Below are 13,079 nucleotides of genomic sequence, written 5' to 3'. Positions count from 1 at the left end.
AGGCTAGTCGTCTCGCGATCTAGCCCATTCGATGGGCCAGCGGGAGATGTGGATGACCGATCGCGACCTGGAAGGCTGGACCATCGCCTTCGACCTTGACGGCACGCTGGTCGATTCCGCGCCGGACCTGATCGGGACGCTGAACCGTCTGCTGGTCGAAGAGGGGCTGCCGCCCGTGCCGATGGCCTCGGCGTCGGCCCTGATCGGTTCGGGGGCGCGGGCGCTGCTGGTCCACGGTTTCGAGGCGGCGGGGGCGTCGGTCGAACGGGCGCAGTCGGAGGCGCTGTTCGAGCGTTTCCTGGTGGACTACGCCGGCCATATCGCCGACGGTTCGCAACCGTTCGAGGGCGTGGTCGAGACGCTGGAGCGGCTCAAGGATCGGGGCGCCGTCCTGGTGGTCGCGACCAACAAGCGGTCCGACCTGTCCGAACTGCTGCTGGAAAAGCTGGACCTCGCCCGGCATTTCGCGGCCATCGCCGGTCCCGACCGCGTCAGCGCGCGCAAGCCCTCGGGCGCGCATCTGAAGGAGGCCGTGTCTCTGGCCGGCGGCGATCCGGCGCGGGCCGTCATGGTCGGCGATGCGGCGCCGGACGCCGAGGCGGCCAGGGATGCGGCCATGCCCTGCATCCTCGTCACCTTCGGCTTCACGCCGGTTCCGGTCGAAACCCTGGGCGCGGACGTGCTGGTCGACGCCTTCGAGGACGTGGAAGAGGCGATCGACGGGCTGCTGTCGGACTTCTACGTCTCCCGGGCGCTGAAATTCTAAGCACGGGCGACAGGAAATCTTTCGGCGCAATGATCGCCGATACGGTTGCGGATCGCTTCGGCGATGGACAGATTGGCGCACCCCGTCGAAAGTGCCCTCATGTTCGCCCGCCTCCTGAAAATCCCGCTCTGGCAGCGCACCGCCGCCGGCTTCGCCCTGGGCATCCTGGCCGGGCTGATCCTGCGCGAACGGGCCGAGACCTGGCTGCAGCCGATCGGCGACGTCTACCTGAACCTGATCCGCATGGTGGTGGCGCCCCTGGTGCTGTTCACCATCGCCAGCTCCATCGCCAAGCTGGGCGAGGGGGCGGGGGCCGTGCGGCTGGGCGTGCGGACCATCGTCTGGTTCGCCATCACCTCCCTGCTGGCCGTGCTGGTCGGTTTCGCCTTCGGCCATATTATCAATCCCGGCGTCGGCCTGGCCAATCTGCCCTTGGGCGAGGTCAAGGAACGCGTGATCCCGACGCCGCTGGAGGTCCTGATCGGCGTGGTGCCGACCAACCCCTTCGCCGCCCTGGCCGAAGGCAAGGTGCTGCAGATCATCTTCTTCTCGGCCTTGGTGGGCATGGCCCTGGTGGCGCTGGGCGACCGGGCCCAGGGCGTACGGCGGCTGGTGGACGAAGGCGCGGCCGTCGTCTTCCGCATCACCCGCTGGGTGATCCAGCTGACGCCCATAGGCGTGTTCGGCCTGATCGGGTCGGTGGTGGGCGGCTATGGCTGGGAGGCGCTGCTGCCGCTGCTGAAATTCATCGCCGCCATCTACGCCGCCTGCCTGTTCCACATCCTGGTCGTCTATTCGGGACTGCTGAAACTGCATGGGCTGAAGGCGAGCAGCTTCTTCCGCGGCGCCTTCGCGGCCCAGCAGACGGCCTTCGCCACCTCCTCGTCGCTGGGCACCCTGCCGATCACCCTGCGCCAGACGGTCGAGCGTCTGGGCGTGCCCCAGGCCTACGCCGCCTTCGCCGTGCCGCTGGGGGCCAATGTGAAGATGGACGGCTGCGGGGCCATCTATCCCGCCATCGCCTCGATCTTCATCGCCCAGTATTTCAAGATAGACCTGACCCTGACGCAATATGTGCTGATCGGCCTGACGGCGGTGCTGGGTTCGCTGGGCACGGCGGGGGTGCCCGGCACCTCCATCGTCATGCTGACCCTGACGCTGTCGACCGCCGGCCTGCCGCTGGAAGGGATCGGCTATATCGTCGCCATCGACCGGGTCATCGACATGATGCGTACGGCGACGAACGTGACCGGCCAGATGCTGGTCCCCGTGCTGGTAGCCAGGGAGGAAGGCATCCTGAACCAGGATATCTATGACGGTCATGTCGCCTGGCTGCCTGGCGATCCGGAGGCGGAGACGCCGGAAGCGGTTCGCGCCGCCGGAATCTGAAACGGACGCTTGCGCGGGCTCGGCGACCGGGCTATGTCGCCGCCTCCGCAAGAGACGGACGCGTAGCTCAGCGGGAGAGCACCTCGTTCACACCGAGGGGGTCACAGGTTCAATCCCTGTCGCGTCCACCATCCTTCCCGCCGTTATCCGAACAGCAGAGGCTCCGTCGTCGACGGCTGCGGGCTTGAACTTCGCGCTTCGCGATGCGTTCTACGCACATGAACCTGATCATTCTGTTTGTCGGCGCGGTTGTTCTGGCCGGGGCTCTGTTCGCGCTGTCCGGCGTGTTCGAAGGTCGGAAGCCGGCGCACTTCGTCGACAAGGACGCCGATGGAGAGCCCGACGAACCGAATGGTCCCGCCAAGGATTTGTGATCGGCATGGCGCTCAATCGGTCGGGCGGCGCGGCGGCTGCGGCCAAGGTTCGCAACGGCGAACACCTTTCGCCGTCGTGCGTTGTCCAGGCATGACGTTTCTCGCTCGCCTTTTCATCGCACTGGATCGCGTGACAAAGTTCGTCACCCGCCAGGAACGCCTGCTTTGAGGGCGATCTGACGTGGAATGGATATGGCGCATTGCGTCCGACCCGCCCTGCCGCCACCTTGCGGCGACGAGTTTTGACGAGAGGACGTCCGATGGCCCGCAAACCCAACTATAGTTTCGAGCGTCAGGAGCGTGAGCGCGCGGCGGCGGCGAAGGCGGCCGAAAAGGCGGCGGCCAAGGCCGAGCGCAAGACCGAGGCTGCTACCCAGAAGGCGCAGTCGGACAAAGACTGAGCCGAGGCGCGGCAGCCGCCCGTCTTTTCATTGTTCGACAGGGCCGAAAGCCCTATTCTGGCGCAATGACACGCTGGACCCCCGAAAGCTGGAGAACCAAGACCGCCCTGCACATGCCGGCGGACTATCCCGATCCCAAGGCCCTGGCCGTAGTCGAGGACGAGCTGCGTGCCCTGCCGCCGCTCGTCTTCGCGGGCGAGGCGCGTCGTCTGACGTCGAAACTGGCGCAGGTGGAGCAGGGCGAGGCCTTCCTGCTCCAGGGCGGCGATTGCGCCGAAAGCTTCAAGGAGTTTTCGACCGACAATATCCGCGACACCTTCCGACTGATCCTGCAGATGGCGGTGGTCCTGACCTTCGCGGGCAGGAAGCCGGTGGTGAAGGTCGGTCGGATCGCCGGCCAGTTCGCCAAGCCGCGCTCGTCGCCGCTGGAGGAGATCGACGGGGTCGAACTGCCCAGCTATCGCGGCGACATCATCAACGGCATGGGGTTCACGCCCGAGGAGCGCGCGCCCGATCCGCAGCGCCTGATCCGCGCCTATAACCAGTCCGCTTCGACCCTGAACCTGCTTCGCGCCTTCGCGGGCGGCGGATACGCCGACCTGTACAACATCCATCGGTGGACACTGGGGTTCGCGGGCGACAATGCGGCGGGGGCCCAATATCGCGAACTGGCCGACAAGATCACGGAGGCCCTGGCCTTCATGGAGGCGGTCGGCGTCACGCCCGAGACCCATCCCGACCTGAGCCGGGTCGAGGTCTTCACCAGCCACGAGGCGCTGCTGCTGAACGTGGAGAGCGCGCTGACGCGGCTGGACGGCGGCTCTGGCGAATGGTTCGACACCTCGGCCCACATGCTGTGGATCGGCGAGCGCACGCGCCAGCTGGACGGCGCCCACGTCGAGTTCATGAAGGGGATCAAGAACCCCATCGGCGTGAAGTGCGGGCCGACGATGACGGCCGACGACCTGCTGCCGCTGATCGACGCGCTGAACCCGGACAATGTTTCGGGCCGTCTGACGCTGATCGGCCGGTTCGGCCACGACAAGGTCGGCGAGCGCCTGCCTAAGCTGATGCGCGAGGTGAAGGCCTCGGGCCGCAAGGTGATCTGGTCCATCGACCCGATGCACGGCAACACCTTGAAGGCCGGCAACGGCTACAAGACCCGTCCCTTCGACCGCATCCTGGGCGAGGTGCGGACCTTCATCGACGTGGCGGAAGCGGAAGGCGTCCACCCCGGCGGCGTCCATCTGGAGATGACCGGCCAGAACGTCACCGAATGTCTGGGCGGCGCCCAGGCGGTGACGGAGGACGACCTGTCCAACCGTTATCACACCCATTGCGATCCGCGCCTGAACGCCGACCAGGCGCTGGAACTGGCCTTTCTGGTCGCCGAACGGCTGAAGTCCGGTCGCGTCGGCCGGTCGAAAGCCGCCTGATCGCGCAAACGGCGGGCTGGCCGTTCGGCGGCCGCCTTCGGCTTCGCCCGGTCCGCAGCCGCCGCCGCAGATACGACCGGATGCGGTCACGGCGCGGACAAGGACGCGCCGTCTGATCGGCCGCCAACGACGAAAAGGGCTTTCGGGGCGGTCCCTCGGAAGTGACGGACATGGATACGCCTGCGCAACAAGACGAAAAGCCCGGCCGGGTCGCCTATCAGGGCGCGCCAGGAGCGTTCAGCCACGAGGCCTGTCTGGCGCTGCGGCCGTGGGACGAGGCGGTGGCGTTCGAAACCTTTGAAGGCGCGTTGGAGGCGCTGAAATCCGGCGACTGCGGCTGCGCCCTGATTCCGGTCGAGAACTCGACCATCGGCGTGGTCGAGCCCGCTGCGACCTTGGTGCAGGCGATGGACCTCGAACCCGTCGCCGAGGTGTGGCGGCCGATCCGTCACGCGCTGATGGGGGTGCCGGGCGCGCGCCTGTCCGACATCCGAACGGTGGAAAGCCACCCCATCGCCCTGGCCCAGTGCGAACGGACGTTGAAGTCCCTGCATCTGAAGACTGTCGAGCATTTCGACACCGCCGGGGCCGCGCGCGATGTAGCCCTGGCCGGCGATCCCACCCGCGCCGCCATCGCCGCGGCGGGGGCTGCCGAGGCCTACGGCCTGTCGATCCTGCGCAACGATTTGCAGGATTCGAGCGATAATCGCACGCGCTTCGTCCTGTTGAGCGCTTCTTTGGGTTGACGGCGCACGGTCTTTGCGTGTCTTAGATGGCGCACGGATCGTACGACGATCCGCATAACCGGATACGGACCATGTCCCGCCAGCGCGCCCTCTCTGTTTCCTTCGACCGTTCGCGCGCGGTGTCCGGCCTCTATTTCGGCTGCGGCTTTTACGGCTTTCGATACGCCGGCTGAGGCGTCGGGCGCACTTCGTCCCTGACTGCTTCGCCGGCGACCGCTCTGGTCCAGAGCGGCGGTTCGCCCATGCACCTATTGAAATTCAGAATGCCGAAAGCCCTATTCCATGTCCGTTTCCAATCTTCAGCGAATCTGGCCTGACGTGGCCGACCTGACCCCAGAACAGCAGGCGCTGGCCGCTCTGCGCGCCGAGATCGACGGGATCGACGATCAGATCCTGGCCCTGTTCGAAAAGCGGCTGGCGGTCGCCGCCACTGTCGGCCGCGCCAAGGACGCGCCGACGGGGCCGCACACCAAGCTGCGTCCCGACCGCGAACAGGCGGTGCTGGCGCGTATGCTGTCCAAATGCCAGCCCGAGAACGCCGAGACGGTCGAACATCTGTGGCGCGAGATCGTCGGTTGGGGCCTGGCGCGCCAGGGGCGGCTGCAGGTCCAGGTCTGGGCCCCCATCGAGCCGACGCGGGCCTTCGACGGGGCGCGCCTGCGGTTTGGCGCGGCGGCGGACATCAGGATGGTGCGCGATCCCCAGAAGGCCTTGGCTTTCGCGGCCGAGGGCCACGGGATCGCCGTCCTGGCCATAAACACCGAGAACGCCTGGTGGATGGGCCTGCGTCGCGAATGGTCGATGCTCAGCGTGTTCGACGGTTACGGCGGCGAGACGCCGACCTCGCTGGCGGTGGGCAAGATCGACCCGCCGGCCTTGCCCAAAGGCCGCCGGGTGGTCGTGACGGCCGGCGGCGACGCGGGGGACGGGGGCGGGGCGCGCCGCTGGGGCCTGAACACCCACCACGGCTGGACCATCGCCCTGACCGACGCCGACCTGGCGCCGGGCGAGGCCGAGGGCTGCGTCGGCGCGATCGGTTGAAGTTTCGGAGCGGGTCACATCTGATGACGGATGCGGCGCGCCGCCTGTTCAGATCGCCATATTGTCGATCAACCGGGTCGTGCCGAGCCAGGCGGCGGCCAGGATGCGCGCCGGGGCGTCCACGAGGTCGTTGCGGAAGACTCCAAGATCCTCGGCGCGGCGGATGGCGACATAGTCCACTCGCTCGAACCCGGTCTTCAGCAGGGCGGTGCAGGCTTCGCGCTCTACGTCCGGCAGGAGGCGGCCCGATGCGGCCTCGGCGCCGGCCTGGGCCAGAATTCCGTTCAACTGGCGCGCGGACGCCAGTTCGGTCTCGGACAGATAGGCGTTGCGCGAGGACAGGGCCAGGCCGTGGGCGTCGCGTTCGGTCGGGGCGCCGACGATCTCGATCGGCAGGTCCAGATCCCGCACGAAACGGCGGATGACCATCAGCTGCTGGTAGTCCTTTTCGCCGAAGACGGCGATGTCGGGCTGGACCTGGTTGAACAGCTTGGTCACGACCAGCGCCACCCCGCCGAACATCTGAGGCCGGAAATCGCCTTCCAGGCCCAGGGCCGGGCCGCCCACGGCGATGCTTGTGGCGAAGCCTTCCGGGTACATCTCCTGCGCCGACGGGGCGAACATCAGGTGACACCCCGCGCCGGCCAGAAGGCGGGCGTCCTGCCCTTGCTGGCGGGGATATTTGTCCAGATCCTCATGGGCGGCGAACTGGGTCGGGTTGACGAAGTTGGAGGCCACGACGCGGTCGGCGCGGCGGGCCGCCTCGCGCACCAGGGTCAGGTGCCCCTCGTGCAGGGCGCCCATGGTCGGAACCATGCCTACGCTGAGGCCTTGTCGTTTCCAGTCCCGCACGGTCGCGCGCAGGTCGGCGACGGTGCGGACGACGGCGAGAGGAGAAGGCGAGGGGGCGGCGTTCGTCATGATGAAGCGATTAACCTTTTCGCTTAAGCCTGTTGATGCACCAGACCTCAAAGTCTGGGCGCTAGGGTCGTGCTTATGACGCCCGCAGAAGCGACCCGTCCAGTTCCGATCGTCCCGGCCCTGATCGGGGCCTTGGCCATCGCCGCCGCCCTGTCGGGATGCGGGGGCGCGAATGGCGATCCGCATCGGTTCAAAGCCATGGCCGACCAGGTGGCGGCCATCGAGGTTCCGCTGACGCCCGAAGCGACGGATCGGGGCCATTCTTCCCCCGCTGAGGCGAGCGGCCTTCGTCCCGCCAGGTTCAGCGCCATGAAGGTCGCCGTGATGGATCCCCACGCCATGTGGGACGCGCGCGACGATCAGGCGGGCGTGCGCCGGGTCGCAGACGACGCCGGATTGCGCGACGCGGTGATCCGCACGGCCCAGCCGGCGGTTCGGGCCGCCGCGCCCGTCCTGGCCCGCGAAACGCTCGCGCCGGCGCCGCCCGATGTCGGTCTTCGTCACCCGCAATCGGGCCGCACGATCCAGCTGGGCGCCTATTCCAGCGCGGAGGCGGCGCGCCAGGCCTGGGGCCGGCTGAAGGCGTCCGCCGACCTGGTTGCTCTGACGCCGGTTTACGAGTCGGTCCAGGTCCAGGGGCGGACCCTGACGCGGCTGAAGGCCGGGCCCGTCTCGTCCGAGGCCGCCGCCGCCCTGTGCCGCGCGGCGTCCGTCGCCGAGGACTGGTGCGCCCGCAACGGCTGATCGCGCCCCCGCCGGCCGTCCACAGATCTGCGTTAAGGTTCCGTTGACGTTTGGCGCGGGGCGTCCGACTCTGGCCCTACTGGACCGCGCCTGAGTCGCGCCGGTCGGCACAGAGGATTCCCTCGAATGACGCAGCCGCATGTGATCGTTCTCGGCAACGAAAAGGGCGGGGCGGGCAAGTCCACCCTGGCCATCCACATCGTCACCGGCCTGCTGCACGCGGGCCGGTCGGTGGCGATCATCGACCTGGACCTGCGCCAGCGGTCGATGCAGCGTTTCTTCCAGAACCGCGCCGCCTGGCTGGCTGCGAACGGGCAAGTCCTGCCCCAGCCCTTCACGCCCGACATGGGCGACGGCAAGGCCCTGGCCAAGGCGGACGTCGCCGAACAGATCGCGACCTTCGAACGCGCCTTCGACGAGGCGGTCGCCGCCGGCGTCGACGCGATCCTGATCGACACGCCCGGCGGCGATACGGCGGTGTCCAGCGCCGCCCACGCCCGCGCCGACCAGATCGTCACGCCGATGAACGACAGCTTCGTCGATTTCGACCTGCTGGGCGAAGTCGATCCCGTGTCGCTGGAACTGCTGAAGCCCTCCATCTATTCCGAAAGCGTGTGGGAGGCGCGCAAGCAGCGGGCCATCGCCCAGGGCCGTCACGCCACGATCGACTGGCTGGTCGTGACCAACCGCCTGGCCGTGGCCGAGGCGCGCAACCGCAAGCGCCTGGAGGAGCGGATGACCAAACTGGCCAAGCGCGTCGGCTTCCGCGTCGGGCCGGGGCTGCGCGACCGGGTCATCTATCGCGAACTGTTCCCGTTCGGCCTGACGGTGGCGGACCTGTCCAACGAGGTGCGGCCGGTGGCGGTGTCCCTGGCCCATGTCGCGGCGCGCCAGGAGATGCGCAATCTGATGATGGCCATGGGGCTGGAGCAGGTGTTGAGCCCTTTGGACGTGGCGGCCTGACGCCTTCATGAGCCTGATCTGGCTGGCCCTGGCGGCGATCGCCGTCTGGGCCTTGGTGCGCCTGGGGCGCCAGACCGAGCGCCGCGGGCGGGCCCATTGGCGGGTCAGCGCGACCCTGCTGGGGTCGGTGCTGCTGGCCGGCGGGGCGCTGGCGGCGTTTCGCGGGGCGTGGCTGGCGGCGGCGGGTCTGGCCGGCGCCGGCCTCTATCTGGCCTGGGCGTCGCGAAGTCGGGCCGTGATCCGGTCCGAACCGATCAGCGAGGCCGACGCGCGCGCCGTTCTGGGCGTCCGACCGGGCGCCGACGAAGCCGAGGTCCGCGCAGCGTGGAAACGCGCGATGGCGCGCGCCCACCCCGACCAGGGCGGCACCGAAGGCCTGGCGCGTCGCGTCAACGCGGCGCGGGATCGGCTGTTGAGAAAGACCGGACACGGCTGATCGGCCTCGCGCTTTCGCTGCGAAGTTGGAGGGCTGGGCGGAGCGCCGGGCCTTCGCCCGGAGTGTGAGTTTGTAAGTACCGTTTCGACGAAGGGTATGACGCTCCGCGCGGTTGGTTGGCCTGCAAGCTTGGGGCGTCGAGCGGTGGCGGTCTTATCGCCTAACCCCATAAGCCTGCGACGGGTCGGCGGGGTCTGCGAAACCCCGTCCCGAGTGCGGCCGAGTATCCCCCTCGACCCTCCGACGGCGCACCGTGTGTCGCCGCCGGCGCGGGCCGTTGCAGACCCGCTCCCGTTCCATCCGCTCCCGCCGCCGCAAGGTCGCAGGCCTTACGAGCCCTCCGATGCGACGAGACGGGGCAAGAATACGCGCGTTTCGGAGGGGGGATGGATGATGGGGAAGATAATTCGATAGGTCGTTGAATTGGTTAGTGATGGACCAGCCGCATTGTGATGGCTGGTGGCAATCGCGCCTCTCAATCCGTCATCCTCGGCCTTGTGCCGAGGATCCATAATCCCGGTGTCCGCCGCCGGTCCCCGACCTTTGAGACCGGGCGTATGGGTCCTCGGCACAAGGCCGAGGATGACGAGGTGGTGAGCGAAAGTGACGACGTTAGAGAAGAACGCTCGGCGACCGTGCGGTTTCGACAGCCCCTCCACCGCTGCACGGTCCCCCTCCCCACGAGTGGGGAGGAGACGATGCCGCGCGCTTCCCGCGTTGCCCGTGACGGCGCGGGCGGGTAGAGCGTTCGGCTTCTCCCGCCTGACCGAAGTTTCAGACCATGCACGACATCAGAGCCATTCGCGAGAACCCCCAGGTTTACGTGGCGGGCTGGTCGTCGCGCGGCGTGGAGGACGCCGACGGGCTGGTGGCGGACATCCTGCGGCTGGACGGCGAACTGCGCCGCGCCCAGACGACGGGGCAGGACGCCCTGGCCAAGCGCAATGCGGCGTCCAAGCTGATCGGCGCCGCCATGGGGAAGAAGGACATGGCCGAGGCCGACCGCCTGAAGGCCGAAGTCGAGGCGCTGAAGGGCGACATCGCGGCGGCGGCCGAGGTCGAGGCGCGGGTCGGCAAGGAACTGCGCGACCTGCTGGCCGCGCAGAAGAACCTGGCGGCCGAGGACGTGCCGGACGGCGAGGACGAGGCGGGCAACGTCGAGGTCGGGGCGTGGGGCGAGCCGCGCCGGATGGGTCCGGCCAAGGATCACGCCGACCTGGGCGAGGCCCTGGGGATGCTGGACTTCGAGGCGGCGGCGAAGATGTCGGGCGCGCGGTTCGCGGTGTTGAAGGGGCAGTTGGCGCGGCTGGAACGGGCCGTGGGTCAGTTCATGCTGGACATGCAGACGGACCAGCACGGGTATCTGGAAGTGAATCCGCCCTATCTGGTGCGCGACGAGGCGATGTTCGGGACGGGGCAGTTGCCGAAGTTTGCGGACGATTTGTTTGGCGCCCAAGCGGGCAGTAGCTCTGCCATGCTGAAGACGGCTACTCTTAATGGTGTTCGAGAAGCCTTTCAGGAATGGAAGCGGAGTGGGTGGCTTGTTACGCCGAACCAAGATGATCCAGAGGGTCTCGGCGTCGCCGCATACGACATTGAAGAATTTTTTGAGTACTTAGAAATTTCACCTCGTCTTCCCGATCCGATTTTCGATGAAGTACTTCTCGATAAGCCGCAGCGTTGGCTCATCCCCACCGCCGAAGTCTCCCTGACCAATCTCGTGCGCGAGAGCATCCTGTCCGAGGACGACCTCGCGACGCCGATGCGGATGACGGCGCTGACGCCGTGCTTCCGGGCCGAGGCCGGGTCGGCGGGGCGGGATACGCGCGGGCTGATCCGCCAGCACCAGTTCTCCAAGGTCGAGATGGTGTCGATCGCGCGGCCGGAGGATAGCGACGCCGAGCATGAGCGGATGACGGCGTGCGCCGAGGCTGTGCTGAAGGCGCTGGAGCTGCCGTTCCGGCGGATGCTGCTGTGCAAGGGCGACATGGGCTTTTCGGCGCAGAAGACGTTCGACCTGGAGGTCTGGCTGCCCAGCCAGGGGACCTATCGCGAGATCAGCAGCTGCTCGAACTGCGGCGACTTCCAGGCGCGGCGCATGGACGCCCGGTTCAAGCGCGCCGGCGAGAAGAAGACCGAGTTCGTGCATACGCTGAACGGGTCCGGGCTGGCGGTCGGGCGGACGCTGGTGGCGATCATGGAGAACTATCAGCAGGACGACGGCCGGATCGCGGTGCCGGCGGCGTTGCAGCCGTATATGGGCGGGCTCCAATTCGTGGGCGGGCAATGAATTTTCCGCTCATCCCCGCGAAGGCGGGGACCCAGTGCTTTGGGCGAAAGGCGGATGATGCTTGCGCGCCCTTGATCCAACGCACTGCCGAGCGACAGAACTGGGTCCCCGCCTTCGCGGGGATGAGCGGAGTTTGAAGTGCGTATTCTCCTGACCAACGACGACGGGATCGAGGCGGAAGGCCTTGAATGCCTTGAGCGGATCGCGCGGACGATCAGCGACGACGTGTGGGTGTGCGCGCCCGCCGTCGAACAGTCGGGCAAGGGGCGGGGGATCACCCTGACCGAGCCGTTGCGGGTGGCGAAGCTGGGCGACAAGCGGTTCGCGGTGACGGGCACGCCGACCGACTGCGTCGTGCTGGCGGTCAACGACCTGATGCCGGAAAAGCCGGACCTGGTGCTGTCGGGCGTCAATCGCGGGCACAATATCGGCGAGGACGTCAGCTATTCCGGCACGGTGGCGGGCGCCTTGCAGGGCATGGCCTTCGGCATCCGCTCCATCGCCCTGAGCCAGAGCCTGGAGCGGTTCCACGACGCGGTGGTCGCCCACTGGGAGACGGCCGAGGCCTTCGCCCCCGCCATCATCAGTCGGCTGCTGGCGCAGAAATGGGCGCCGGGCGTGGTGATGAACCTGAACTTTCCCAACCGCCGGCCCGAAGAGGTCGAACAGGTCGAGGTGACGACGCAAGGATTCCGCGACGTGGGCGAGATGCACGCCGTTCGGCGCACCGACCTGCGGGGACGCGACTATTACTGGATGAGCTTCCGCGGCGAAAAGCAGGAGCACCCGGAGGGCACGGATCTGCGCGCCATCGACGAGGGGCGGATTTCGGTCACGCCGCTGCATATCGACCTGACGCACATGGCCAGCGTGAACGACCTGAAGAAGGTTCTGGGCGGGGCGCCGCCAAGGGCGGTCGTCGCCGCATGAACCTGCACGACGACCGCGCCGGCCGTCTGATCCTGTCGCTGAGGCAACAGGGGATCACGGACCCGCGCGTGCTGAAGGCGATGGAGAGCATCGACCGCGCGGTCTTCGTGCACGAGAAGTTTTTGGACCAGGCCTGGGAGGATCAGGCCCTGCCCATCGACTGCGCCCAGACGATCAGCCAGCCCTATATCGTCGGCCTGATGACCCAGGCGCTGGAGGTCCAGGCCCGGCACCGGGTGCTGGAGATCGGCACCGGCAGCGGATACCAGTGCGCGGTGCTGAGCCGGCTGGCGCGCTATGTCTATTCGGTGGAGCGGTATCGCAGCCTGCTGGTGGAGGCCGAGGGCCGTCTGCGGACGTTGCAGATCGAGAACGTCATCACCAAACACGGAGACGGCGGTCTGGGCTGGGCCGAACAGGCGCCGTTCGACCGGATCATGGTCACGGCCGCGTCGCCGACCGAACCGACCGAGCTGCTGAAACAGCTGAAGCCGAACGGGGTTCTGGTCGCGCCGGTGGGACGGACCTCGGTGCAGATGCTGCACCGCTACGTCGGCCAGGGCGACGGCGCCTTCCGCCGCGAAAGCCTGACGGAGGTGCGGTTCGTGCCGCTGGTCGAGGGGACGGCGAAGGAGGGCTAAA

The 13,079-nt window shown here is 67.8% G+C and carries 14 protein-coding genes and 1 tRNA gene; 14 read left to right on the top strand and 1 reads right to left on the bottom strand.

Annotation, left to right across the window (positions count from 1 at the left end; translation table 11 throughout):
• Window positions 1-46 precede the first annotated feature (46 nt).
• The 8 genes from AC0L6G_RS04990 to AC0L6G_RS04955 all read left to right on the top strand — a co-directional run bounded on the left by AC0L6G_RS04990 (window position 47) and on the right by AC0L6G_RS04955 (window position 6,153).
• A complete protein-coding gene (locus tag AC0L6G_RS04990) occupies window positions 47-766 on the top strand; it encodes an HAD-IA family hydrolase (protein ID WP_293826480.1) in 720 nt (239 codons plus the stop codon).
• Window positions 767-865: 99 nt separating this feature from the next.
• Window positions 866-2,155: a dicarboxylate/amino acid:cation symporter gene (locus tag AC0L6G_RS04985; protein WP_293826483.1), complete on the top strand. Its 1,290-nt coding sequence runs from the start codon at window positions 866-868 to the stop codon at window positions 2,153-2,155.
• 56 nt (window positions 2,156-2,211) lie between these two features.
• Window positions 2,212-2,286: transfer RNA gene (locus AC0L6G_RS04980), tRNA-Val, on the top strand.
• Between the two features lie 87 nt (window positions 2,287-2,373).
• On the top strand, window positions 2,374-2,529 hold the full coding sequence (locus tag AC0L6G_RS04975) for a hypothetical protein (protein WP_291539060.1): 156 nt from the start codon (window positions 2,374-2,376) through the stop codon (window positions 2,527-2,529).
• Window positions 2,530-2,789: 260 nt separating this feature from the next.
• Window positions 2,790-2,930 (top strand): hypothetical protein, encoded by a 141-nt coding sequence (locus AC0L6G_RS04970; RefSeq protein WP_291539057.1) that lies wholly within the window; start codon window positions 2,790-2,792, stop codon window positions 2,928-2,930.
• Between the two features lie 65 nt (window positions 2,931-2,995).
• Entirely contained in the window at window positions 2,996-4,366 is a 1,371-nt protein-coding gene (locus tag AC0L6G_RS04965) for a class II 3-deoxy-7-phosphoheptulonate synthase (RefSeq protein ID WP_291539054.1), read from the top strand.
• 170 nt (window positions 4,367-4,536) lie between these two features.
• Window positions 4,537-5,112 carry a prephenate dehydratase domain-containing protein gene (locus tag AC0L6G_RS04960; protein WP_293826485.1) on the top strand — a complete coding sequence of 192 codons (576 nt, stop codon included), beginning with the start codon at window positions 4,537-4,539 and terminating at the stop codon, window positions 5,110-5,112.
• Between the two features lie 282 nt (window positions 5,113-5,394).
• A complete protein-coding gene (locus AC0L6G_RS04955) occupies window positions 5,395-6,153 on the top strand; it encodes a chorismate mutase (RefSeq protein ID WP_293826487.1) in 759 nt (252 codons plus the stop codon).
• Between the two features lie 48 nt (window positions 6,154-6,201).
• Here AC0L6G_RS04955 and panC read toward each other — a convergent pair whose 3' ends face one another.
• On the bottom strand, window positions 6,202-7,074 hold the full coding sequence (gene panC, locus AC0L6G_RS04950; protein ID WP_293826490.1) for a pantoate--beta-alanine ligase: 873 nt from the start codon (window positions 7,072-7,074) through the stop codon (window positions 6,202-6,204).
• 75 nt (window positions 7,075-7,149) lie between these two features.
• Between panC and AC0L6G_RS04945 the strand changes: the two genes are divergently transcribed.
• The 6 genes from AC0L6G_RS04945 to AC0L6G_RS04920 all read left to right on the top strand — a co-directional run bounded on the left by AC0L6G_RS04945 (window position 7,150) and on the right by AC0L6G_RS04920 (window position 13,078).
• Window positions 7,150-7,818 (top strand): SPOR domain-containing protein, encoded by a 669-nt coding sequence (locus tag AC0L6G_RS04945; protein WP_293826492.1) that lies wholly within the window; start codon window positions 7,150-7,152, stop codon window positions 7,816-7,818.
• A 126-nt stretch (window positions 7,819-7,944) separates the two neighbouring features.
• Window positions 7,945-8,781, top strand: a complete 837-nt coding sequence (locus AC0L6G_RS04940; RefSeq protein WP_291539037.1) for a division plane positioning ATPase MipZ — start codon at window positions 7,945-7,947, stop codon at window positions 8,779-8,781.
• A gap of 7 nt (window positions 8,782-8,788) precedes the next feature.
• Window positions 8,789-9,217 (top strand): J domain-containing protein, encoded by a 429-nt coding sequence (locus AC0L6G_RS04935; protein ID WP_293826495.1) that lies wholly within the window; start codon window positions 8,789-8,791, stop codon window positions 9,215-9,217.
• A gap of 781 nt (window positions 9,218-9,998) precedes the next feature.
• A complete protein-coding gene (gene serS, locus AC0L6G_RS04930) occupies window positions 9,999-11,507 on the top strand; it encodes a serine--tRNA ligase (RefSeq protein ID WP_293826497.1) in 1,509 nt (502 codons plus the stop codon).
• 138 nt (window positions 11,508-11,645) lie between these two features.
• The gene (gene surE, locus AC0L6G_RS04925) at window positions 11,646-12,437 is read left to right on the top strand and encodes a 5'/3'-nucleotidase SurE (protein WP_293826499.1); all 792 of its coding nucleotides are present in this window, start codon (window positions 11,646-11,648) and stop codon (window positions 12,435-12,437) included.
• Window positions 12,434-13,078 carry a protein-L-isoaspartate(D-aspartate) O-methyltransferase gene (locus AC0L6G_RS04920; protein WP_293826501.1) on the top strand — a complete coding sequence of 215 codons (645 nt, stop codon included), beginning with the start codon at window positions 12,434-12,436 and terminating at the stop codon, window positions 13,076-13,078. Before surE ends, AC0L6G_RS04920 begins: the two co-directional genes overlap by 4 nt.
• Window position 13,079 lies beyond the last annotated feature (1 nt).

The sequence above is a fragment of the Brevundimonas sp. D3-1P genome (assembly GCF_055809335.1).
Note: the sequence above shows the minus strand (reverse complement) of the source record. Positions and strands in the feature narration are given on the sequence as shown.